General features: G+C 66.9%; 21 protein-coding genes and 1 pseudogene. 12 read left to right on the forward strand and 10 right to left on the reverse strand.

Features of this window, described 5'->3' with window-relative positions; translation table 11 throughout:
- Positions 1-28 precede the first annotated feature (28 nt).
- On the forward strand, positions 29-1,006 hold the full coding sequence (locus ACP693_RS01035) for a DUF6607 family protein (RefSeq protein WP_426016081.1): 978 nt from the start codon (positions 29-31) through the stop codon (positions 1,004-1,006).
- A 59-nt stretch (positions 1,007-1,065) separates the two neighbouring features.
- Here ACP693_RS01035 and ACP693_RS01040 read toward each other — a convergent pair whose 3' ends face one another.
- Together ACP693_RS01040 and ACP693_RS01045 are read right to left on the reverse strand one after the other, a co-directional pair.
- On the reverse strand, positions 1,066-2,499 hold the full coding sequence (locus ACP693_RS01040; RefSeq protein WP_426016079.1) for a hypothetical protein: 1,434 nt from the start codon (positions 2,497-2,499) through the stop codon (positions 1,066-1,068).
- 72 nt (positions 2,500-2,571) lie between these two features.
- Positions 2,572-3,561 (reverse strand): helix-turn-helix transcriptional regulator, encoded by a 990-nt coding sequence (locus ACP693_RS01045; RefSeq protein WP_426016078.1) that lies wholly within the window; start codon positions 3,559-3,561, stop codon positions 2,572-2,574.
- A gap of 91 nt (positions 3,562-3,652) precedes the next feature.
- Here ACP693_RS01045 and ACP693_RS01050 point away from each other — a divergent pair, with 91 nt between their 5' ends.
- Entirely contained in the window at positions 3,653-3,889 is a 237-nt protein-coding gene (locus tag ACP693_RS01050; RefSeq protein WP_426016076.1) for a hypothetical protein, read from the forward strand.
- A 4-nt stretch (positions 3,890-3,893) separates the two neighbouring features.
- On the opposite strand, the gene ACP693_RS01055 is transcribed toward ACP693_RS01050, so the two are convergent.
- On the reverse strand, positions 3,894-5,000 hold the full coding sequence (locus ACP693_RS01055) for an acyltransferase family protein (protein ID WP_426016075.1): 1,107 nt from the start codon (positions 4,998-5,000) through the stop codon (positions 3,894-3,896).
- Between the two features lie 82 nt (positions 5,001-5,082).
- Between ACP693_RS01055 and ACP693_RS01060 the strand changes: the two genes are divergently transcribed.
- Positions 5,083-5,349: a DUF4160 domain-containing protein gene (locus ACP693_RS01060; RefSeq protein ID WP_426016073.1), complete on the forward strand. Its 267-nt coding sequence runs from the start codon at positions 5,083-5,085 to the stop codon at positions 5,347-5,349.
- Entirely contained in the window at positions 5,342-5,623 is a 282-nt protein-coding gene (locus ACP693_RS01065; protein ID WP_426016071.1) for a DUF2442 domain-containing protein, read from the forward strand. Before ACP693_RS01060 ends, ACP693_RS01065 begins: the two co-directional genes overlap by 8 nt.
- A gap of 310 nt (positions 5,624-5,933) precedes the next feature.
- Here the strand turns inward: ACP693_RS01065 and ACP693_RS01070 are convergent, their stop codons facing one another.
- The 6 genes and pseudogenes from ACP693_RS01070 to ACP693_RS01095 all read right to left on the reverse strand — a co-directional run bounded on the left by ACP693_RS01070 (position 5,934) and on the right by ACP693_RS01095 (position 11,412).
- Positions 5,934-7,355, reverse strand: coding sequence for an NAD(P)(+) transhydrogenase (Re/Si-specific) subunit beta (locus tag ACP693_RS01070; RefSeq protein WP_426016070.1), 1,422 nt, complete (start codon positions 7,353-7,355; stop codon positions 5,934-5,936).
- 13 nt (positions 7,356-7,368) lie between these two features.
- Positions 7,369-7,635 carry a hypothetical protein gene (locus tag ACP693_RS01075; protein ID WP_426016068.1) on the reverse strand — a complete coding sequence of 89 codons (267 nt, stop codon included), beginning with the start codon at positions 7,633-7,635 and terminating at the stop codon, positions 7,369-7,371.
- Positions 7,632-7,991 carry an NAD(P) transhydrogenase subunit alpha gene (locus tag ACP693_RS01080; RefSeq protein WP_135195131.1) on the reverse strand — a complete coding sequence of 120 codons (360 nt, stop codon included), beginning with the start codon at positions 7,989-7,991 and terminating at the stop codon, positions 7,632-7,634. The genes ACP693_RS01075 and ACP693_RS01080 overlap by 4 nt, the downstream gene beginning before the upstream one ends.
- Positions 7,991-9,130 (reverse strand): Re/Si-specific NAD(P)(+) transhydrogenase subunit alpha, encoded by a 1,140-nt coding sequence (locus ACP693_RS01085; RefSeq protein WP_426016067.1) that lies wholly within the window; start codon positions 9,128-9,130, stop codon positions 7,991-7,993. The genes ACP693_RS01080 and ACP693_RS01085 overlap by 1 nt, the downstream gene beginning before the upstream one ends.
- A 139-nt stretch (positions 9,131-9,269) precedes the next feature.
- On the reverse strand, positions 9,270-9,542 hold the full coding sequence (locus ACP693_RS01090; protein ID WP_409712953.1) for an aa3-type cytochrome c oxidase subunit IV: 273 nt from the start codon (positions 9,540-9,542) through the stop codon (positions 9,270-9,272).
- Positions 9,543-9,619: 77 nt separating this feature from the next.
- A pseudogene (locus ACP693_RS01095) lies at positions 9,620-11,412 on the reverse strand (M3 family oligoendopeptidase).
- A 97-nt stretch (positions 11,413-11,509) separates the two neighbouring features.
- Between ACP693_RS01095 and ACP693_RS01100 the strand changes: the two are divergent.
- The 5 genes from ACP693_RS01100 to ACP693_RS01120 all read left to right on the forward strand — a co-directional run bounded on the left by ACP693_RS01100 (position 11,510) and on the right by ACP693_RS01120 (position 17,214).
- Positions 11,510-13,282: a DUF4153 domain-containing protein gene (locus ACP693_RS01100; RefSeq protein WP_426016064.1), complete on the forward strand. Its 1,773-nt coding sequence runs from the start codon at positions 11,510-11,512 to the stop codon at positions 13,280-13,282.
- Positions 13,283-13,388: 106 nt separating this feature from the next.
- Complete coding sequence (locus tag ACP693_RS01105) at positions 13,389-14,840, forward strand: sigma-54-dependent transcriptional regulator (protein WP_426016062.1); 1,452 nt, start codon at positions 13,389-13,391, stop codon at positions 14,838-14,840.
- A 71-nt stretch (positions 14,841-14,911) separates the two neighbouring features.
- Entirely contained in the window at positions 14,912-15,781 is an 870-nt protein-coding gene (locus tag ACP693_RS01110) for a TIGR01459 family HAD-type hydrolase (protein WP_426016060.1), read from the forward strand.
- A 39-nt stretch (positions 15,782-15,820) separates the two neighbouring features.
- Entirely contained in the window at positions 15,821-16,282 is a 462-nt protein-coding gene (locus tag ACP693_RS01115) for a MaoC family dehydratase (RefSeq protein ID WP_426016058.1), read from the forward strand.
- Entirely contained in the window at positions 16,282-17,214 is a 933-nt protein-coding gene (locus ACP693_RS01120) for a bifunctional riboflavin kinase/FAD synthetase (RefSeq protein WP_426016057.1), read from the forward strand. The genes ACP693_RS01115 and ACP693_RS01120 overlap by 1 nt, the downstream gene beginning before the upstream one ends.
- Here ACP693_RS01120 and ACP693_RS01125 read toward each other — a convergent pair.
- Positions 17,209-17,736 (reverse strand): gamma carbonic anhydrase family protein, encoded by a 528-nt coding sequence (locus tag ACP693_RS01125; RefSeq protein ID WP_426016055.1) that lies wholly within the window; start codon positions 17,734-17,736, stop codon positions 17,209-17,211. The two genes, ACP693_RS01120 and ACP693_RS01125, sit on opposite strands and share 6 nt — an antisense overlap.
- 312 nt (positions 17,737-18,048) lie before the next feature.
- Between ACP693_RS01125 and ACP693_RS01130 the strand changes: the two genes are divergently transcribed.
- The 3 genes from ACP693_RS01130 to ACP693_RS01140 all read left to right on the forward strand — a co-directional run bounded on the left by ACP693_RS01130 (position 18,049) and on the right by ACP693_RS01140 (position 21,262).
- Positions 18,049-18,840 (forward strand): PhoH family protein, encoded by a 792-nt coding sequence (locus ACP693_RS01130; protein WP_426019553.1) that lies wholly within the window; start codon positions 18,049-18,051, stop codon positions 18,838-18,840.
- Between the two features lie 125 nt (positions 18,841-18,965).
- Positions 18,966-20,288, forward strand: a complete 1,323-nt coding sequence (locus tag ACP693_RS01135; protein WP_426016053.1) for a UDP-glucose dehydrogenase family protein — start codon at positions 18,966-18,968, stop codon at positions 20,286-20,288.
- Positions 20,288-21,262 carry an SDR family NAD(P)-dependent oxidoreductase gene (locus tag ACP693_RS01140; protein ID WP_426016051.1) on the forward strand — a complete coding sequence of 325 codons (975 nt, stop codon included), beginning with the start codon at positions 20,288-20,290 and terminating at the stop codon, positions 21,260-21,262. Before ACP693_RS01135 ends, ACP693_RS01140 begins: the two co-directional genes overlap by 1 nt.
- Positions 21,263-21,269: the final 7 nt, after the last annotated feature.

The following is a 21,269-nucleotide window of genomic DNA, read 5'->3' on the forward strand; positions in this document are numbered from 1 at the left end:
ATCTTCCCACCCTTCAAGGAGCCGCCCGATGCGCGCCATATTGATCGCCGCCGCCCTGCTGACGGCCGCCGCCTCGACCGCACAGGCGTCGGACGCCGCCGCCCAGACCGTGCAGGCTTCTGCGCCCGCCAGCGCCTTCGAACGGGATCGCCAGTCGATCCTGGCCCAGGCCGGCCAGTACCGCGTCCACTTCGACATGCGCGAGAACGTCAGCTTCCGCGCCGACTACGACCCGCTGGAAGAGAAGCTGTCGGGCGGCAGCGAGATCGTCCGCGTGGTCTATGACAAGGGCGACCGCATCAGCCTGCAGCACATCCTGGTCATGGAGCATGAGGGCCAGGTCATGGTCATCAAACACTGGCGCCACGACTGGGTCTATCAGCCCCAGACGGTCCTGACCTACGCCGGGCCGAACCAGTGGAGCCTGACGGCGGTGCCCGAAGCCGAGCGCACCGGCGCCTGGTCCCAGACGGTGTGGCAGACCGACGATTCGCCCCGCTACGGCGGCGTCGGCCGATGGACCTATGACAACGGCCTGTCGGCCTGGACTTCGAATGCCACGTGGAGGCCGCTGGCGCGTCGCGATGCGGTGCGCAACCCGGTCTATGACCGCTATCTCGGCACCAACCGCCACATCCTGACGCCGGACGGCTGGGTCCATATCCAGGACAATATGAAGATGTCGGGCAAGGGCGGCGGCGAGCCCGTCGCCATCGTCCAGGAGGACGTCATCAACACCTACGACCGGTCCACCAGCTATTCGCCCCAGGCCGGCGACGACTACTGGACCAAGACGCAAGGCTTCTGGTCCGCCGTGCGCGACGCCTGGGACGCCGCCATCGCCGCTCATAACGGCGTCCATCTGCAGGAGATCGGCGAGACGGGGTCCGTCACCGGCATGCCGTTGATGGACCTGGCCCAGCAGATCGCGGACGGCGAAACGACCGAAGCCGAGGCCGTCGCCGAGGCCCGCGTCCTGATCACCGAGGCCACGACGCCGCGCTGATTATCCCCCAGCGCGGATCGTGAGACGGCGGCCGGTTAATCCGGTCGCCGTTTTCGTTTTCAACTCAGGACGATACGGCCATTGTCGAGGCGGAAGGCTACGCCGGTGCGCTGGAACAGGCGGGCGATCACCGCAGACGGATCGGCCGCGCCCTGGTCCAGCAGCCGCTCCATATCCCCGCGCAGCGACGGATCGCGCGATGTCCGCGTCAGGGCCGTCAGCCATTCCTCGCGGCTCAACACGCCGTCCGGCTGGCGCAGCAGAGGTTTCAGGAAGTCGAGCCAGTCGCCACCGGTCCGCTGTTTCTGCGCGCCCTCCGCCGCCATGGCAAAGACGGCGCCGCACGCGTAATAGGCGCGGTGTTCGCCCCGCGCTCCGGCTTGGGCCACAGGCTTCCTGGCCAGGTTCACACAGTCGTCCACCTCGGACTGAAGCTCGCTGCGGTCGTCATAGGCGGGGTCCAGACGCTTCAGCGCCCGCACCGCCATCAGATCGGCCCCGCCCTCGGTGATCCAGGCCTCGTCGGCGAACTGATAGCGGACGGTCTGGCCCAGCCAGAAATGCGCCGCCTCATGGCCGATGAACCAACGCGATCGCTCCATGATGTCGGGCTGGGCCGTGGTCACGCCCCGCCCCTCGAACGACATGACGATCAGGCCAGGCAGGACGCTGCCGCCCATGCTGGTCATCTGTTCGGTCGGACCGTTCCAGGCCACCATGACGATGGGGGTGTCGCCGCCGGAGCCGGGCGCGCCCAGCCGGTCGCGATAATATTGGCCGACGCGGGGCGCGAAGCCGCGAATCTCTTCCCCGATCCAGGGCGGCAGGTTGGGGTCGATCACGGTCGACAGCCCCTCGCCCGGCGTGACCGTCGCCTCGCCCAGCAGGACGTAGCTGCGCTCGTCCATCGTGGTCAGTTGGTCGTGCCGACGCCCATTGAACAGCACCGGCCCATTGTCGTCGCGCCAGGTCACGCGCGAAGATCCGCCGTCCAGGGTTACCCGGTTCAGGTCGTCCGGCACCGCCTCCGCCGCCTGGGCGGACGGCAGGGCGAAGACATCCAGTTGTCGCGTCGGCAGGGCGACCGCGCCATTGGAGAACAGCAGGGTCGGATATTCCGCCTCCAGGTCCACCGCCTGGGGCCTGACCCGGAACTGCACCTCGCGCGGCACGGGGCCGCCGTCCGTGCTGCGGATGATGTCGTAGTGCCCGCGCCGCTCCATCACTACGCCCGGCGTCTGCACCGCCCATTGGCGAGGCCGCCAGGGCTGGCGCGAATCCGTCTCCAAGGCCGAATCCATGAAGGCCCAGACCGGCACGTCGCGACCGAACCGATAGTCGATGTTCAGATGGTCGCCGTCGCGGGTCACGGTCACCTGGGGTCCGCTCTCATCCAGAACGGCAGGCCGCGAAACGGTCGGGCCGGCCGCACAGGCGCCGCCCGTGAGAAACACAGCGGCGATGGCGGACGAAGCGAAGGCGTGGACGCGCAAGGGCGATCTCCTGAAGGATGGTCGGCGCGAAGCCTAGCGGTGCTGAACGCGCCGCGTCAGCTTACGGTTTCGTCAGGCTGACGCCCGTTCCAGGGCGCGAGCCGCCGCCGCCAGTTCCCCGGCCATGACGGCCTTCAGCCGTTCGGGCGCCAGGATCTGCGCCTGCTCGCCCCAGGTGAACAGGTGCCAGGCCAGTTCGCGCATGCCCGAGGCCCGGAACCGCACGACAACCGCGCCGTCCGCCTGATCCTCGAAGCTCTGGGTCGGATGCCAGCGCCAGCTCTTCGCCTCGGCCGCGCCCTGGGGCGTGATCCGCAGCACGACGTCCTCGATCTCGTCCTGATAGATGCCGAAGGACTGGCTGGCGAAGACGCTCAGGTCGAAATCGGCAGGCGGGACGGCCAGCCCTTCCTGCGGGCCGACGTGGCTCATCCGGTCCAGGCGGAAGGTCTGGATGCGGCCGGTCTCGCGGTCGGCGGCGACCAGATAGTTGGCGCGGCCGAACATGACGCCGCATGGGGCGACGCTGCGCCGACGGGGCTCTGCGCCCGGCCGCGAATAGGTGAAGCCCAGCGGCTGTTGCGCCAGCACCGCCCCGCGAATGGCGGTCAGCATGGCCTCGTCCGCTGACGGACGCGGCCCGGCCTGGACGGCGATGGTCTCGGCTCGGACCAGGGCCTCCAGATCCGGCGCCATCCGGTTCAGGGTGGTGGACCGCATCGCCGCCTTCAGCTTGCGCTCCAGCCCCTCCAGCGCCATCGCCCGCGCCGGTTCGCCTGCGGCCCGCAGGGCGGACGCCGCCTTGGACAGTTCCAGCATCTCGGTCGCCGTCGGCGCCTGTTCGAAGGCTGACAGGCCGCCGCGAATGCGCCAGCGTTTCGACGGCGGGTCCGACACCTCGTCCACCTGGGGGAACAGCATCATCACCGCGTCGCGCATCCGCTCGGCGGTGCGGCGGCCCACCCGCATGTCGCGGGCCATTTCGTCGATGGACAGACCTTCGGCGCTGGCGGCCATGCGCCGCGCCAGTTCGATCACCATCGCCGCCTTGTCGTGTCTCACCGTCGCTCCAGATACCTACGTCCGTTTCTGACGCAACAGTGCTTCATAACCCAATCATCGACAAGAGGCCGTCGCTTCAGGAGATCAAATCATGGCTCGTTTCCAACCCGCCCAGACCATCAACGCCAGCCGCTACATCATCGTGCCCTGCGAGGCCGACGGCTCGTCCGACCTCGCCGTGATCTGGGATCGGCTGGAGGAACAGGTCGTCGACGTCATCTCAGCCGCCGCCAGCAGCCGCTATTCGGACGAGGACATGCTGTGGGACGAAGGTCGCGCGGGCGACATGGCGTCGGGATGGGCGTCGGAATGGCGGATGGCGGCCTAAAGGCTCAGGCCGCTTTCGGCTTGGTCCAGCGGTCGATCATCCGCTGCGCGGGCTGTTCGACCAGTCGGTGAGCGACGACCGCGACCGCCACGATGAAGCCGAACATGGCGACGGCGAACAGGTCGTTCAGCCAGACCGAGCCGAAATCGATCCGCCGCACGGGCACCCAGTCCAGCTTCCTGGCCACGATCATCATCACGGTCAGGATGAACATGTGGACCATGTATATGGCGAACGACCATCGCCCCAGGGTGACCAACGCCGGATGATCCAGCACGCGTGACAGGGCGCCGTCCTCGCCCGCAAAGACCCAGATCAGGACCACGAAGACCAGGGTGACGGCCACGGTGATCGGCCCCTGGGCATAGCCGATGAAGATGCAGGCCGCGACGATGGCCACGACCTCCAGCACCGTCGCGGCGCCGCCCTTGAGCCTGGGGATGCGCGTCCACAGCCCCTGCAACAGACAGCCCAGGAAGAAGCCATAGACCGCGCGCGGCACGGCGAAATCATAGGTCGTGTTCATCCAGCGCCGGGCGTAGCTGACCACCAGCACGCCCCCGATGATCGCCAGAACCAGGCCGATCCAGCGGAAACGCTTCGGCGCGACCAGCACCAGGCCGGCGAAGATCAGATAGCAGGCCCATTCGGCGCTGAGCGTCCAGGCCGGCCCGTTCCAGGTCAGATAGGGATGCACATGCCAGGCCTGGATCAGCGCCAAGTTGGTGAAGATCGCCTCGATCGACCGGTCCCGCGTGAACGGCGGCGCGCTGTCGAAATGAAACGCCAGCCGCGCCAGCTCCAGCCCGACGAAGGCCGCCAGCATCAGCAGATGCAGCGGCCAGATCCGCCCGAACCGCCGCACCATGAACCGCCCCCCATCCCGCCCCGACTTCAGCCGGTCGGCATAGGCATGGGCGATGACGAAGCCTGACAGCACGAAGAAATAGTCGACGAACAGATAGGAGTGCTGAATGAAACCCCAATCGCGCCAATGGCTTGCCACCGGCATGTGGAACATCACCACAAGGATGGCGCAGACCCCGCGCAGGGAATCCAAGGCCTCGAAACGGCGATGGGCGACGGGGACAGGTTTGGACAGGGCGTTCACGGACGCGTGATAGCGCCGGTCAAGGTTGCGCGATAGGGGTTTCGGCGATGGGCGAACGTGAGAGAACGGCTAAGCTCCAACCATGCCCATCATCTCGATCTTCTTCGGCATCGTGATCCGCATCAACTTCTTCGATCACGCACCGCCACATCTGCATGCCGCCTATGGCGACGCCGAGGCCCTGTTCGACATTCGGACTGGCAAGGTCATAGCCGGACGCCTGGCGCGACGCGAAACCCGCTATGTGGTAGAGTGGTTGATGAAGAACCGCGTCGATCTGATGCGGAATTGGGATTTGGCCGTGTCGGGACAGCCGACGTTCAGGATCGAGGGTCTGTCGGATGACTGAGATCAGAATGGTGCGTGCGCGACGCGTTCGTGCGCTGGCCGATCACCGATTGGAAATCGTGTTCGACGACGACACGATGGGCGTCGTCGATCTGAGCGAATTCACGACCTTGGGGCCTATGACTGAACCCTTGAAAGACCCCGCCTTTTTCGCCCGCGTCTTCGTCGAGATGGGCGTCCCGACCTGGCCCAACGGCTGCGACATCGACCCGATCAATGCGCAGAGACTGATGCAGGAAGCGGGGACGTTGAGACCTGCGAGCGCGGCAGCGTGAGGCTTCCGCGCCTCGGCCTTCTGATGCTGTCTTCGCTGATGATCGCTTCGTGCGGCGACACCGAGAACTGGACACTCTTCGTCTATCCGGCAGGGACCGGTGGCTACGCACTCATCACACCCGGCTTCAATCGAGAAATGTGCAAGCTAGCGGGACGAGAAGCGGTCCAGTCCCATTCCCATGCACCTGGCCGCCGCTCAATGATCGAAAGCGGGAACAGTGGCGAACCTACCTTCGAGTGTGGGCGTCAGTGCCGTGTTCCTGAAAGTCGGACAGTCGCTGTCTGCGCTGAAACCATAGACGCGGATAGCTAAAGCCCCTTCACGATCCCCTCGACCATCTTCTTGGCGTCGGCGAACAGCATCATGGTGTTGTCGCGGAAGAACAGCTCGTTCTCCACGCCCGCATAGCCTGAGCCCATGCCGCGCTTGATGAACAGCACCGTCCCGGCCTTCTCCACGTCCAGGATCGGCATGCCGTAGATGGCGCTGGTCGGGTCGGTCTTGGCGGCGGGGTTGGTGACGTCGTTGGCGCCGATGACGAAGGCGACGTCGGCGGTGGCGAACTCGGCGTTGATGTCCTCCAGCTCGAACACCTCGTCATAGGGGACGTTGGCCTCGGCCAGCAGGACGTTCATATGGCCCGGCATCCGACCGGCGACGGGGTGGATGGCGTATTTCACCTCGACGCCCTCCTCCTTCAGCTTGTCGGCCATTTCACGGAGCGCATGCTGGGCCTGGGCCACGGCCATGCCGTAGCCGGGTACGATGATGACCTTGGACGCATTCTTCATGATGAAGGCGGCGTCCTCGGCCGAGCCCTGTTTGACGGGCCGGGTCTCCTTGGCGCCCGCCGGACCGGCGGCTGCATCGCCGCCGCCGAAGCCGCCCAGGATGACGCTGATGAAGCTGCGGTTCATGCCCTTGCACATGATGTAGCTGAGGATCGCCCCCGACGACCCGACCAGGGCGCCGGTGATGATCAGGGCGATGTTCTCCAGCGTGAAGCCCAGCGCCGCCGCCGCCCAGCCGGAATAGGAGTTCAGCATCGACACGACGACCGGCATGTCCGCGCCGCCGATAGGGATGATCAGGGTCGCGCCCAGGATCAGGGCGATCAGGAAGACGCCCCAGAAGGCCCAGGTCGCCGCACCATTGGTGCCGATCAGGATGCCGATCAGCAAGACCAGGCCGAGCGCCAGGCCCACATTGATCAGGTGCCGCGCCGGCAGGATGATCGGCGCGCCGCTCATATTGCCGTTCAGCTTGGCGAAGGCGATGACCGAGCCGGTGAAGGTGATGGCGCCGATGGCGACGCCCAGGCTGAGTTCGATGATCGATAGGGTTTTGATGCCCGTCCCGTCGTCCGAAAGGATGCCGAAGGCCTCTGGCGCATAGACGGCGCCGATGGCGACCAGGCAGGCGGCCATGCCGACCAGGCTGTGGAAGGCGGCGACCAGTTGCGGCATGTCGGTCATGGCGACGCGCTTGGCGATCAGGGCGCCGCCCCCGCCGCCGACGATGACCCCGCCCGCGATCAGGGCCAGGGTCACGGTGTCCAGCGCGCCGGTCGTGCCCAGCGTCAGCAGGGTCACGCCGATGGCCAGGGCCATACCGATCATGCCGAAGGTGTTGCCCTGGCGGCTGGTCTCGGGGCTGGACAGCCCCCGCAGCGACAGGATGAACAGGACGCCGGAAACCAGATAGGCCAGTGCGGCCAATGATGCGTTCATCACGCCCCTCCCCTCAAGACGTGCGCGCCAACCGCCACAGGGCGGCGACGATGAACAGCGGGCCGATGAAGAACAGGGCCCATTCGAAGACGCCCAGCGGCCGGTCCTGGGTCACGACCCGGACCAGAATGGCCGAAAAGACCAGGGCGATGCCGCAGTCATGCAGCCGCTGGCGCTTGATCGGAATCTTGGTCCCGAACCAGCCGTACAGCCACAGGCCGAAGCCGACGCCGGTGGCGACCCAGGAGCCGGTGATGGCGATCTGCGCGGCGTCGGTCACGAAGACGCCCCGGACGACGCATCAGGCGCGGCCTTGGGCGCCGGCCGCTCCTTCTTCTTGTACATGGCCAACATCCGCCGCGTGACCATGAAGCCGCCGAAGATGTTGACGCTGGCCAGGGTCACGGCCAGCACGCCCGCCCCCTTGGCGATCCAGGCATTGGGGCCGGTCACGTCGCCCGACACGGCCGCCGCCGCGATCAGGCCGCCGACGATGATGACGCTGGAAATTGCGTTGGTCACGGCCATCAACGGCGTGTGCAGGGCCGGGGTGACGCTCCAGACCACGTAATAGCCGACGAAGATCGCCAGGACGAAGATGGCCAGGCGGAAGACGGTGGGATCGACGTGTTCCATTAGTTTGCTCCCTTAAGGCCTTCATGCACCACGGCCCCGCCGTGGGTCACGACAGCGGCCTTGAGGATTTCGTCCTCCAGATCGACCGCCAACGCGCCGTCCTTGATCATCAGCCCGACGAAGGCCGACAGGTTGCGGGCGTAAAGGGCGCTGGCGTCGGCGGCGATGCGGCCGGGCAGGTTGGACCAGCCGACGATGGTCACGCCGTTGGCGGTGGTCACCACCTCGTTCAGCTTCGAGCCCTCGACGTTGCCGCCCGCCTCGACCGCCAGGTCGATGATGACCGAGCCCGGCTTCATCGAGGCCACATGGGCCGCCGTCAGCAGCACCGGGGCGGCGCGGCCGGGGATCAGGGCGGTGGTGATGACGATGTCCTGCTTGACCACGTGGGTGGCGGTCAGATCTGCCTGTTTGGCCTGGTATTCCGCCGACATTGGCTTGGCGTAGCCGCCGGCGGTCTGGGCATTCTTGAACTCCTCGTCCTCGACGGCGAGGAATTTGGCGCCCAGGCTTTCGACCTGTTCCTTGGTGGCGGGGCGGACGTCGGTGGCGGTGACGACCGCGCCCAGACGCCGCGCCGTGGCGATGGCCTGAAGCCCGGCGACGCCGACGCCCATGATGAAGCATTTGGCGGGGGCGACCGTGCCGGCCGCCGTCATCATCATCGGGAAACCCTTGCCGAAGGCGTAGGCCGCCTCGATCACGGCGCGGTATCCGGCCAGATTGGCCTGGGACGACAGCACGTCCATGACCTGGGCGCGGGTGATGCGGGGCACGAACTCCATGGCGAAGGCGGTGGCGTTCGCCCCGGTCAGGGCCTCGACAGTAGCCTTGTCGCGCCAGGCGTCCAGCATGGCGATGACGACGGCGCCGGGCTTCAGGGCGCTAGTTTCCTGGGCCGTGGGACCGCGCACCTTCAGCACGACGTCTGCGTCTTCCAGCACCGCGCGGGTGTCCGGCTTGACCGTCGCACCGGCCGAGACGTAGTCGGCGTCGGGGATGGAGGAGCCCAGGCCGGTCCCGGCCTCGACCGTGACGGTCGCGCCCAGAGCGATCAGCTTCTTGACGGTCTCGGGCGTGACGGCGCAGCGCGTCTCGCCTTCGCGGCGTTCTCTCGTGACGGCGATAGCGACGGCCAAGCGAATCCCCTCGTTCTTTTCGTTGAACGAAGGTTAGGCCGTTCCGACGCAAGCCGTCAAAGCACGGTTATGCCAAAGCTTGGCCAGGTCGCGTGATTTCAGACCGCCGCAGCGGGAAATCGCGCAACCGATGAAGGGATCAGTGCGCGGCGTCCGGCTTGGACTTCAGCGCCACGAAGCCAGCGCCGCCCAGGACGACCGCGCCGATGACGGCGGCGATGAAGCTGCCGCCCGGATGGAACCACAGGGTCAGGAACAGGAGCAGGACGGCGATGGCCAGGCTGCCCCACTTGGCCAGGTTCAGGAACAGACGGTAGGTCGAGACCTGCTCGCGCACTTCCATATGGCCGTGCAGATAGGCTTGCGCGTCGGAATCCGCTGGTGCGTTGGCGGTGTCGTGCAGGTCGGCCATGCGTTAAATCCCCTCGTCGTTATGGCGGACTTACACCGAGGCGCCCGCCCCGCTCAAGCCCGCAGTCAGCTATCGTTTCAGGCCAGCGCTTCGAACTGATCCACCAGACGCTCCAGCCTCTGGCAGCCCACGCTCCAGAAGGCCGGGTCGCGCGGGTCCAGCCCGAACGGCTTCAACGCCTCGACATAGGTCCGCGATCCGCCGCCGGCCAACAGGTCGCGATACAGGGGCGTGAAGCCAGTAGGGTCATTGCGTCGCGCCTCCATCAGGGCCGCCACCAACAGGTCGCCGAAGGCGTAGGCGTAGACGTAGAACGGCGAATGGACGAAGTGGCTGACGTAGGCCACCAGTGTTCATACCCGGGGTTCAGCTTGACCGACGGCCCCAGCGAGGCGGCCATCTCCTCCAGCCATAACTGATTGATCCGCTGCTGCGACACCTCGCCCTGCAGGCGTTCGTCATGGAAACGGGTCTCGAAACGGTGGAAGGCGATCTGGCGCACGACGGTGTTCAGCCCGTCCTCGATCCGGCCGGCCAGCAGGCCGCGCTGCTCGGACTTGGGCGCCGTCGCCAGCAGGCGATCGAACGTCAGACCCTCGGCGAAGATCGAGGCGGTCTCGGCCAGGGTCAGGGGGGTGTCGGCCAGAAGCGTGCCCTGATCGGCCGCCAGCGTCTGGTGGACGCCGTGCCCCAGCTCGTGCGCCAGCGTCAGGACATCGCGCCGCTCGCCCATCCAGTTCAGGAAGACATAGGGATGGCGGTCGGCGGTGACGGGGTGGGCATAGGCGCCCGATTGCTTGCCCGCCCTCGCCCGGCCGTCGATCCACGGCTTGTCGAAGAAGCCGCCCGCACGGTCGGCGAAGTCGCCGCCCAGGTCAGAGAAACTGTCCAGCACGATCTCGCGCCCTTGCGTCCAGGTGAAGGCGCGCGGCGCGGTGGTCTCGATCGGGGCGTTGCGGTCCCAGTGATCCAGCCGCGCCTTGCCCATCGCCTTGGCCTTCAGCGCGTAATAGCGATGCGACAGGCGCGGATAGGCGGCGGCGACGGCCTCGGCCATCGCGTCCACGGCCTCGCCGTCCACCTCATTGCCCAGGTGGCGGCTGTCGGCGGGACGTTTGAAACCGCGCCAGCGATCCTCCATCGCCTTGTCGGCGGCGACCGTGTTCAGCACCAAGGCCAGGGTCGGGGCGCGGGCTGCCAGGGCCTCCGACAGGCCCTCGGCGGCGGCCTTGCGGCGTGCAGGTTTGGCGTCCGACAGACGGTTCAGCGCCTCGGCCAGGGTCAGGCTCTCGCTTCCCGCTTTCGCGCGCAGGGCAGCCAGTTGCTCGTCGAACAGACGCGGCCATTGAGCGGTGATCGGCCCGCGCTCGGCGATGAAGGTCTCCAGCTCGGACGACAGTTCGTGCGGCTTCATCGCCCGCACCCGCCGCAACCACGGCCGCCAGCGCCCCGCGCCGGCGTGGGCGGTCAGGGCGGCCTCAAGCGCCGCATCGTCGATCTGATTGATCTCCAGCGTCAGCCAGACCGTCGGTGTGGCGATGGCGGTGATCTTCTCGCGCACATCCGCCTCGAACCCCTGGGCCGTCGCATCGTCGCGCGCCGTCGAGGCCGACAGGAAGGCGTAGGCGCCCAGCGCGCCCAGCACGTCCGACGCCTGCTCATACAGATGGATGGCCCGGTCCAGCACGGCGCCCAGGCTGGCGGCGTCCTGTTCGGCGGCCAGTTTTCCCTTCAGGCCGTTCAGCGAATCCACTAGGCCCCGCGCCTTTTCCAGGTCGGCCGCGACCTTGGCGTCGTCACGCGACGCATAGAGATCGGTCAGGTCCCACAGCGGGGCTTCGGTGCTGGGCGTCTTGAAAGGAGCGTTCATGACCCCTGTTCTGGGGATGTCAGACGACAGTCGCAACCTTCCGTCACGCTTTCTCGACGGCGCCGGCCGTGCGATCCTGCATTTTGGAGACACGTGAATGACCGAGACGACGCATCAAGACACCGGCCGCACAGGCTTGGGCGGGGCGTCGGGCCTGTTCGCGATTCGGTTGGCGACCGGCCTGGTTCAGGGACTGGCGCTATATCTGCTGTATCTGGCGGCGGACAAGAATGTCTGGCCTGAAACCCCACCGGCCGTGTTCGGCGCCCTGGCCCTGGCCGCAGGCTATGGTCCCGTCGTCCTGCTGGCGGGGGCGGGGCGGATCAAGCCGGCGGCGCTGGTTCCATGGACGGCCGTCGCCACCCTGGTTCTGGCCCTGCTGGGTGCGCACGATGTGGCGCGTCAGGCGGTGGAAACCTTCCGGCAGGCGCCCTTCCTCAGCTTCCCGGTGTTGGCGTTCGGCGCGGCGGCCCTGTTCATCGCCCATCATCTGATCGTCCCGGCGATCCGCGAACGGCGCTTGATCGTCGACTATAGCGAGTATTTCGACGTGACCTGGAAGGCCGGGGTGCAGCTGGCCCTGTCGCTGGGGTTCACCGGCGCCTTCTGGGTGTTGCTGCACCTGGGCGCGGCCCTGTTCAAGATGATCGGCCTCAGCTTCCTGCAGGACATCCTGGGCGAAGCCTGGTTTTCCATCCCCGTCACGGTCCTGATCTTCGCCACGGCGGTCCAACTGACCGATGTGCGTGATGGCCTGATCCGGGGCGTGCGGACCGTGGCCCTGATGCTGCTGTCCTGGCTGCTGCTGGTGATCACCGTGCTGGTCGGCGGTTTCCTGGCGGCCCTGCCCTTCACCGGACTGGACGGCCTGTGGGAGACGCGCAGCGCCACGGCCCTGGTGCTGTCGGCCGCCGCCGCCCTGATCGTGCTGATCAACACGGCCTATCAGGACGGGCGGCCCGACAATGTGCCGCCGATCGTGCTGAAATACGGCGTGCGCGTCGCCTCGGTGCTGATCGCGCCCCTGGTCGTCCTGGCCCTGTGGGGACTGGCTCTGCGGATCGGCCAGCACGGCCTGACGCCCGACCGGATCATCGCCGCCGCCTGCGCCCTGGTCGGGGCGGTCTATGGCGCGGGCTATGTACTGGCGGCAGCGAAGCCGGGCGGCTGGATGAAGCCGCTGGAGCGGACCAATGTCGTCGCCGCCGTCCTGTCGGTCCTGGTCATCCTGGCCCTGTTCAGCCCCCTGGCTGATCCCGCGCGGATATCGGTGAAGGATCAGATCGCGCGACTGGAACGCGGCGCAGTCTCGGCTCGGGACTTCGACTATGATTTCCTGAGACTCGAGAGCGGCAAGGTCGGGACGGCCGCACTTGATGTGTTGACGCGATCCACCAATGCCGAGACCGCGCGCCTGGCCCGCGCGGCCAAGGCCAGAACCTACCGGTCCGGCGACACGCCCAAGGCGCGTCGGGATCGCGCGGCGGCCGTTCGTCTGAAAGCCGTTGCAGGTCAGACCATTCCCGTCAGCTTCCAAACGCAGATCGAAAGCCAGGCCGATGTCCTGTTCGGCTGCTCCGTGGCCAGTCCATGCACGGTGCGGACGCTGGATCTGAACGGCGACGGCCGAGACGACTTGCTGGTGGCGATGGCGCAAACGGTCCTGGCGTTCCAGCAGAACGGCGAAGACGTGCAGTGGCGCAAGGTCGGGCAGTATCAGGCCGCATGCAACCGCAATGCCGAGGCCCTGTACGGAGCCCTCTCGACAGGCGTGACCACGGCGCCAGCCGCCCTGCCGGACCTGATCGTCGGGGGTCAAAAACTGCAGGCGACGCCCGAGATTCGGTGCGACGATCCCAGCGGCCGTTAACGCGGCGGACACCATGCCCCATCACCCGATTTTCACCTCGACTTCCTAGAAATCGTCCCGAAACGATCCATCCGCGACAGGGGTGGCGACAGCACAAGGGGCTTTCATGGCCAAGACCATTCTGGTCGTTGACGACGATCCGACCCAGCGCCGGCTGATCCAGGCCGTGCTGGAGCGGGACGGCAACGCCGTGGTCCATGCCGCCAGCGGCGGCGAGGCCATCGACCGGATGGTGCGCGGCGGCGGGGCCGACCTGATCCTGCTGGACATGATCATGCCCGAGATGTCGGGGCTGGAATGCCTGGCCGAACTGCGCAGCGCCGGGATCAACGAGCCGGTCATCGTGCTGACGGCCAACGGCGGTATCGACATGGTGGTCAAGGCCATGCAGGCCGGGGCCCAGGACTTCTTCGTCAAGCCGGTCGGGCCCGAGCGGCTGCTGGTCGGCGTGCGTAACGCCATGCAGATGAAGCGTCTGACGGCCGAGGTCGGACGCCTGACCAAGCGTGTCCAGGGCCGCACCAGTTTCGACGACATCGTGGGCGACAGCGCCCCGATGCGGATGGTCAAGGCGCTGGGTGCCCGGGCCGCCAAATCCTCGATCCCCGTCCTGATCACCGGCGAAAGCGGCGTCGGCAAGGAGGTCATCGCCCGCGCCCTGCACGGCGCCAGCGAAAGGGCCGGCAAGCCCTTCATCGCCGTCAACTGCGGCGCCCTGCCCGCCAATCTGATCGAATCCATCCTGTTCGGGCACGAAAAGGGCGCCTTCACCGGCGCCGTGGACAAGACGCTGGGCAAGTTCCGCGAGGCGGACGGCGGCACCCTGTTCCTGGACGAGATCGGCGAACTGCCGCTGGATATGCAGGTCAAGTTGCTGCGCGCCCTGCAGGAAGGCGAGATCGATCCCGTCGGCGGCAAGCGGCTGGTCAAGATCGACGTGCGCATCGTCTCGGCGACCAATCGCGACCCCGCCCAGCAGGTCAAGGACGGCGCCTTCCGCGAGGATCTGTTCTATCGCCTGAACGTGTTTCCGATCGAGGCCCCGTCCCTGCGCGATCGGCGCGAGGACATCGCGCCGCTGGTTGATCATTTCATCGCCCGCTTCAACGCCGAGGAAGGCAAGCGGATCGCCGGCTGCGCGCCCGAGACCCTGGCTCTGCTTCAAGGCTTCGACTGGCCCGGCAATGTGCGCCAGCTGGAGAATGCCGTCTTCCGCGCCATCGTCCTGGCCGACGCGCCCTTCCTTCAGCCGCACGATTTCCCCGCCGTATCGGGCATCGCCGCCCCCATGCCGGACGCCCAGCCCCTGTATGCCGCCACGGCCGCCAGCGCCCAGGCCGATAACGCCAGCCAGGCGGACCAGCCGATCCGCATCCTGGACGACCGCGGGCATCTGCGGACGCTGGAAGACATCGAACGCGACCTGATCCAGCACGCCATTGAGGTCTATGCCGGCCATATGAGCGAGATCGCGCGGCGCCTCGGGATCGGCCGCTCAACCCTGTACCGCAAGGTCCGCGAACAGGGCCTGGAAGGGCAGTTGAAGGAAGCGGGCTGAGCTGAACGTCTCCTCCCCATTTCATGGAGAGGAGACTTTCGCGCGAGGGCCCGAACCTCTACTTGCCTCCCATGACCCTCCCCCACGCCCTGCCCCACCTCGGCGCCGTCGCCGGCGATTATGACATCCTGCTCTGCGACGTTTGGGGCGTGATCCATAACGGCCGCGAGAGCTGGGCCGCGCCGTGCGAGGCGCTGACGCGGTTCAACCGCGAGGGCGGCCATGTCGTCCTGATCTCCAACTCGCCCCGTCCGGCCTTGGATGTGATCGCCCAGTTGGACGGGCTGGGCGTGCCGCGCGAGGCGTGGAAGGCCTTCGTCACCTCCGGCGACGCGACCCGCGCCGAACTGGCCAAGCGCGCGCCCGGTCCGGCCTGGATCGTCGGCCCCGAGCGTGATGCCCCCCTGTACGCCGGCCTGGACCTCAAGCGCGCCGACAGCGCCCAGGATGCCGCCTTCATCTCCGTCACCGGCCCCTTCGACGACACGGTCGATACGCCCGAGGACTATCGCGAGCGGTTCTCCGTCGGCGCGGCGCGCGATATCGAACTGATATGCGCCAACCCCGACCGCGTCGTGCAGCGCGGCGACCAGTTGATCTACTGCGGCGGGTCGCTGGCCGACCTCTACGAATCCCTGGGCGGTCGCGTGGTCATGGCGGGCAAGCCCTTCGCCCCCATCTACGACCTGGCCCTCCACGAGGCGCAAACCCTGCTGGGCCGTCCGGTCGATCGGTCGCGCGTCCTGTGCATCGGCGACGGCGTCGTCACCGACGTCATGGGCGCCAACGCCCAGGCGCTAGATTGCCTGTTCATCGCCCAGGGCATCCATGGCGACCAGGCCAAGGGCGAGGACGGTACGCTTGACCCCGCCCGCGCCGGCGATCTGCTGAAGGCTGAAACAACATATGCGCGATACGCCGCGCTCGAACTCGCCTGGTAAGGCTCGCCATTTTGTCGCACCGCAGCTAAAGCCTGCTTCATGGTCGAATTGGTTCAGCAGCATCCGTCCGGTGGTTACATCCTGGACGAACTTCACGTCGGCATGGCCGCGGAGAAAATCGTCGTCGCCACGGAGGACCGCATCCGGCTGTTCGCCGAGGCGTCCGACGACTTCAATCCCGTCCACCTGGACGAGGCCTTTGCGTCCAAAACCGCCTATCGCGGCCGGATCGCCCACGGCCTGCTCAGCGCCTCGTTCGGCTCGGCGGTGGTCGGCACCATGCTGCCGGGCGCGGGGTCGATCTACATCTCCCAGACCCTGGCCTTCCATCAGCCGGTGCGCATCGACGACGTCGTTCGCATCGTGATCACCGTGATCGAGGTCGAGGCCGAGAGCGCGCGGGTCAAGCTCAGCTGCGAAGGCTTCGTCGGCGAGTCCATGATCATGGACGGCGTCGCCGTCGTCCGCGTCCCTCGTCGGCGCAAACCGTCCCAGCGCTGATGCAGATCGTCCGCGACTGGCGCGGCCTGTCCGAGGCCCTGAAGGGCGCGGCGGTCGCCGTCGGCGCCTTCGACGGCGTGCATCGGGGGCATCAGGCCGTCATCGCCGGCGCGCATGACGCCGCCGAACGACTGGGCGCGCCCCTCGGCGTCGTCAGCTTCGATCCCCATCCGCGCCGCTGGTTCCAGCCCGAAGCCGCCCCTTTCCGCCTGATGACCGCCGACCAGATGGCCGAGGCCCTGGCGCCGCTGGGCGTGGACATCCTGTATCTGCTGCCCTTCGACGCCGAGATGGCCGGCATGACCGACGCCGCCTTCGCCGAGCGCGTGCTGTCCGACGGCCTGGGCGTCCGCCACGCCGCCGTCGGTTTCGACTTCACCTTCGGCAAGGGCCGCTCCGGCTCGCCCGAGGCTTTGCGCGCCTATGGCGAGCGGCTGGGCTTCACCGTCTCGTTGGCCGAACGCCTGGACGACTCTGATGGCTTGAAACTGTCGTCCAGCGCCGTGCGCGAGTCCCTCAAAGCTGGCGACATGGCCCGCGCCACTGCCATCCTGGGGCGCCCCTTCGCCATCCGGGGTGAGGTGATCCACGGCGACAAGCGCGGCCGCACCATCGGCGTGCCGACCGCCAACGTCGCGTTAGGCGACTATATGCGGCCCGCCTACGGCGTCTATGCGACGCGCAGCCGCCTGGCGGACGGCCGGACCATCGACGGCGTCGCCAGCCTGGGCGTGCGTCCCATGTATGCGCTGGAGACCCCGCTGCTGGAGGTCTGGCTGTTCGATTTCGACGGCGACCTCTACGGCCTAACGCTGGACACCGAACTGGTCGCCTGGCTGCGTGGCGAGGAAACGTTCGACGGGCTGGATGCGCTGAAGACCCAGATCGACGCCGACGCGGCGGCGGCGCGGGCGGTTCTCAGCGGATCATAGAGCCCGAAGCTCCGCCGCAAACCGCTTCCAGTTCTGCACATAGTGTTCGGCCGACATCTGCAGCGCGGCGATGTGCGCCGGATCGCGTTCGCGCACCACCTTGCCGGGCTGCCCCACGACCAGACTGTTGTCGGGAATGATCTTGCCCTCGGTGATCAGCGCGTTGGCCCCAATGATGCAGTTGCGCCCGATCTTCACCCCGTTCAGCACCACCGCCCCGATGCCGATCAGGCTGTAGTCCCCGACCTCGCAGCCGTGCAGCATGGCCTTGTGCCCCACCGTCACGCCGCGCCCCAAGGTCAGGGGCGATCCCATGTCGGTGTGCAGGACGCTGCCGTCCTGAATGTTGCTGTCAGGACCCACTGTGATGGGATCATTGTCCCCGCGCAGCACGGCGCCGAACCAGACGCTGGCGTTGGTGTGCAGAATCACATTCCCTATCACCGACGCACTCGGCGCCACCCAGTATTCGCCCAGCGGCGGAAGCTGCGGTTTGCTGTCGCCCAAAGCGTAAATGGTCATCAGTGCACCGCCTAATCTTTGAAAAATGAGGGCTTTAACGGATCGCTAACCACGATAGCATCAAACTGTTGATGCGATTCGTGGGGCGTCATTTCGGCCCCGGATCCGAAGCCGGATCAAGCCCGGTCCGGTCACTAGTCGGGGCTTTCGCGTGGCGCGTTGGGATCCTGGTTCGGTTGTTCGGCGGCGGGCCTGTCCCGTTGCGGACGGCCCTGCTGTCGATCCGGGCGGTCGCTGCGATGCGGGCCGCGACCCTTTCCTCCCCAAGACCATCCAAGGCGGCGCCCGTTCGGGTCCGCCTTTTTTCATGCCCTGGAGGCGTCCATGACCAAGCGTGCTGCAACCAAGCGTCAAACGCGTGAACACGGAATTCTGGATTCGCGTGACTTCATGGAGGAGTCGAAAGTTCGCCGGCTCCATGCCCCTCACAATGAACGGTCGGGCTGGTCGCCCAACCCGTCGAACGACGACCGCGACCAGGCCTATCTCAAGACGCTGAAGCCCAAGTCCGAGGGCCAGATCGAGCTGATGGAGGCCATCGCCACTCACAATCTGGTCATGGCGCTCGGTCCCGCAGGCACCGGCAAGACCTATCTCGCCGTCGCCAAGGCCGTCGAGGCGCTGGAGGCCGGCAAGATCGGCCGCATCGTGCTCAGCCGCCCTGCCGTCGAGGCCGGCGAATCGATCGGCTTCCTGCCGGGTGACATGGAAGACAAGCTGGCTCCCTATCTGCGCCCGCTCTACGACGCCCTGTCGGATCGTCTGTCGATGAAGCGGGTCAAGGCTCTGATGGCCGAGGGCCTGATCGAGATCGCCCCCATCGGCTATATGCGCGGCCGCACCCTGAACAACGCCTTCATCGTCGTGGACGAGGCGCAGAACTGCACCTACGTCCAGCTGAAGATGCTGCTGACCCGCCTGGGATGGCACTCGACCATGGTGGTCACGGGCGACCCCCAGCAGTCCGACCTGCTGCCGGGTATCTCGGGCCTGTCCGATGTGTCCGCTCGTCTTGAGGCCGTGCCGGACATCGCCGTGGTTCGCCTGGCCGAACGCGACATCGTCCGTCACCCGCTGGTCGCCTCGATGATCGGCGTCCTCTAGGCCTGTTGCCTGCAGCCGGCGCCGCGAGGCGTCGGCTGCATCCGGTTGCACCAAGAAACCAAAAGCCATTGTCCCCAAGCGCACCGCCCCGCTAAAGGTCGCGTCGCCGCTGATGAGGGATTTCGATGCGCGTAGCGATGATTGGGACGGGTTATGTGGGCCTGGTGTCCGGCGCCTGTTTCGCCGACTTCGGGCACGTCGTCACGTGCATCGACAAGGACCCGTCCAAGATCGAACGGCTGGAGCGGGGCGAGATTCCGATCTTCGAGCCGGGGCTGGACGACCTGGTCGCCGCCAATGTGCGCGAAGGCCGGTTGTTCTTCACCCTGGACGGCGCCGAGGCCATACGTAAGGCCGACGCCGTCTTCATCGCCGTGGGCACGCCGACGCGTCGCGGCGACGGCCACGCCGACCTCTCCTACGTCCACGCCGCAGCGGAAGAAATCGCGGGCCTGATCGAGGGCTTCACCGTCATCGTCACCAAGTCCACCGTCCCGGTCGGCACAGGCGACGAGGTCGAGGCCATCATCAGAAAGACCAATCCGAACGCCGACTTCGCCGTGGTCTCCAATCCAGAGTTCCTGCGTGAGGGCGCCGCCATCGGCGACTTCAAACGGCCCGACCGCGTCGTCATCGGCATCGACGACATCGAAGGCGATACAGGGTCGCGCGCCCAGAAGGTGATGAGCGAACTCTATCGTCCGCTGAACCTGAACGAGAGCCCGCTGCTGTTCGTCGGCCGACGCACGTCCGAGCTGATCAAATACGCCGCCAACGCCTTCCTGGCGATGAAGATCACCTTCATCAACGAGATGGCCGACCTGTGCGAAGCCGTCGGGGCCGACGTGCAGCAGGTCGCGCGCGGCATCGGTCTGGACAAGCGGATCGGCTCGAAATTCCTGCATGCCGGCCCCGGCTACGGCGGCTCATGCTTTCCTAAGGACACCATCGCCCTGGTCCGCACCGCCCAGCAGTACGGCGCTCCAACCCGGCTGATCGAGGCCACGGTCGAGGTCAACGACGCCCGCAAAAAGGCCATGGCCGATCGTGTCTCGACGACGTTGGGAACCAGTGTCGCGGGCAAGACCGTCGCCCTGCTGGGCCTGACCTTCAAGCCGAACACCGACGACATGCGCGACGCGCCCAGCCTGGACATCGCGCCCGCCCTGATCGCCGCCGGCGCCAAGGTCCAGGCCTTCGACCCCGAGGGCATGCACGAGGCCGCCAAACTGCTGCCGGGCGTCGAGATGAAGGACAGCGCCTATGACGCCGTCGTCGGCGCGGACGCCGTGGTCCTGGTCACCGAATGGGACCAGTTCCGCGCCCTGGATCTGGACCGCATCAAGCTGTTGATGAAACAGCCGGTCTTGGTCGATCTGCGCAACATCTATCGGCCCGAAGACATGAAGAGCCGCGGCTTCCGCTACATGGGCATCGGGCGCGGCTGATGGGGTCGCCGATCCTCGTCACAGGTGCGGCCGGCTTCATCGGCATGCACGTCGCCGAGCGCCTGCTGGACCGGGGCGAACAGGTGATCGGCGTCGATATCTTCAACGACTACTACGACCCGCGCCTGAAGGCGGCCCGCGCCGCGCGGCTGGAAGGCCGCGACGGCTTTCGGATGGTCCGCGCCGACATCGCCGATCACGAACAGATGCGGGCGCTGGTCGGCGACGCCGGCGTCAAGCGGATCGTCCATCTCGCGGCCCAGGCGGGCGTGCGGTATTCGCTGGAGAACCCCTTCGCCTATGAGCGGTCCAACCTGGCCGGTCATCTGTCGATGCTGGAGGCCGCGCGGCACAATGGCGTGACCCATATGGTCTATGCCTCCTCCAGCTCGGTCTATGGCGACCGGCCGCTGGAGGGTTCGGGATTTCGCGAGGACGACCCGACGGTCAATCCCGTCTCGCTCTACGCCGCGACCAAACGCTCGTGCGAACTGATGAGCCAGAGCTACGCCAAGCTCTATGGTTTCCCGCAATCGGGCCTGCGCTTCTTCACCGTCTATGGCCCCTGGGGCCGGCCCGACATGGCCTATTTCAGCTTCACCCAGAAGATCGTGCGCGGCGACCCGATCGAGGTCTATGGCGAGGGCCGGATGGCGCGCGACTTCACCTATATCGACGACATCGTCGACGGCGTGGTCGCCGTGCTGGACCACCCGCCGGCTCAGGGCGTGCATGAGGTCTACAACATCGGCGACAGCCAGCCGGTCGGCTTGATGGACATGATCTCGACGCTGGAGAACGCACTTGGCGTCGAGGCGAAGAAGGTCATGCGGCCCATGCAGCCGGGCGACGTGACCGCCACCTATGCCGACATCTCCAAACTGAACGCCCTTTGCGGCTACCAGCCCAAGGTGCCGCTGAAAGCCGGGCTGGAGACGTTCGTCGCCTGGTGGCGGCAATACGAGAACGGCTGAAGCGAAA

The organism is Brevundimonas sp. TWP1-3 (assembly GCF_049896085.1).
GTDB lineage: Bacteria > Pseudomonadota > Alphaproteobacteria > Caulobacterales > Caulobacteraceae > Brevundimonas.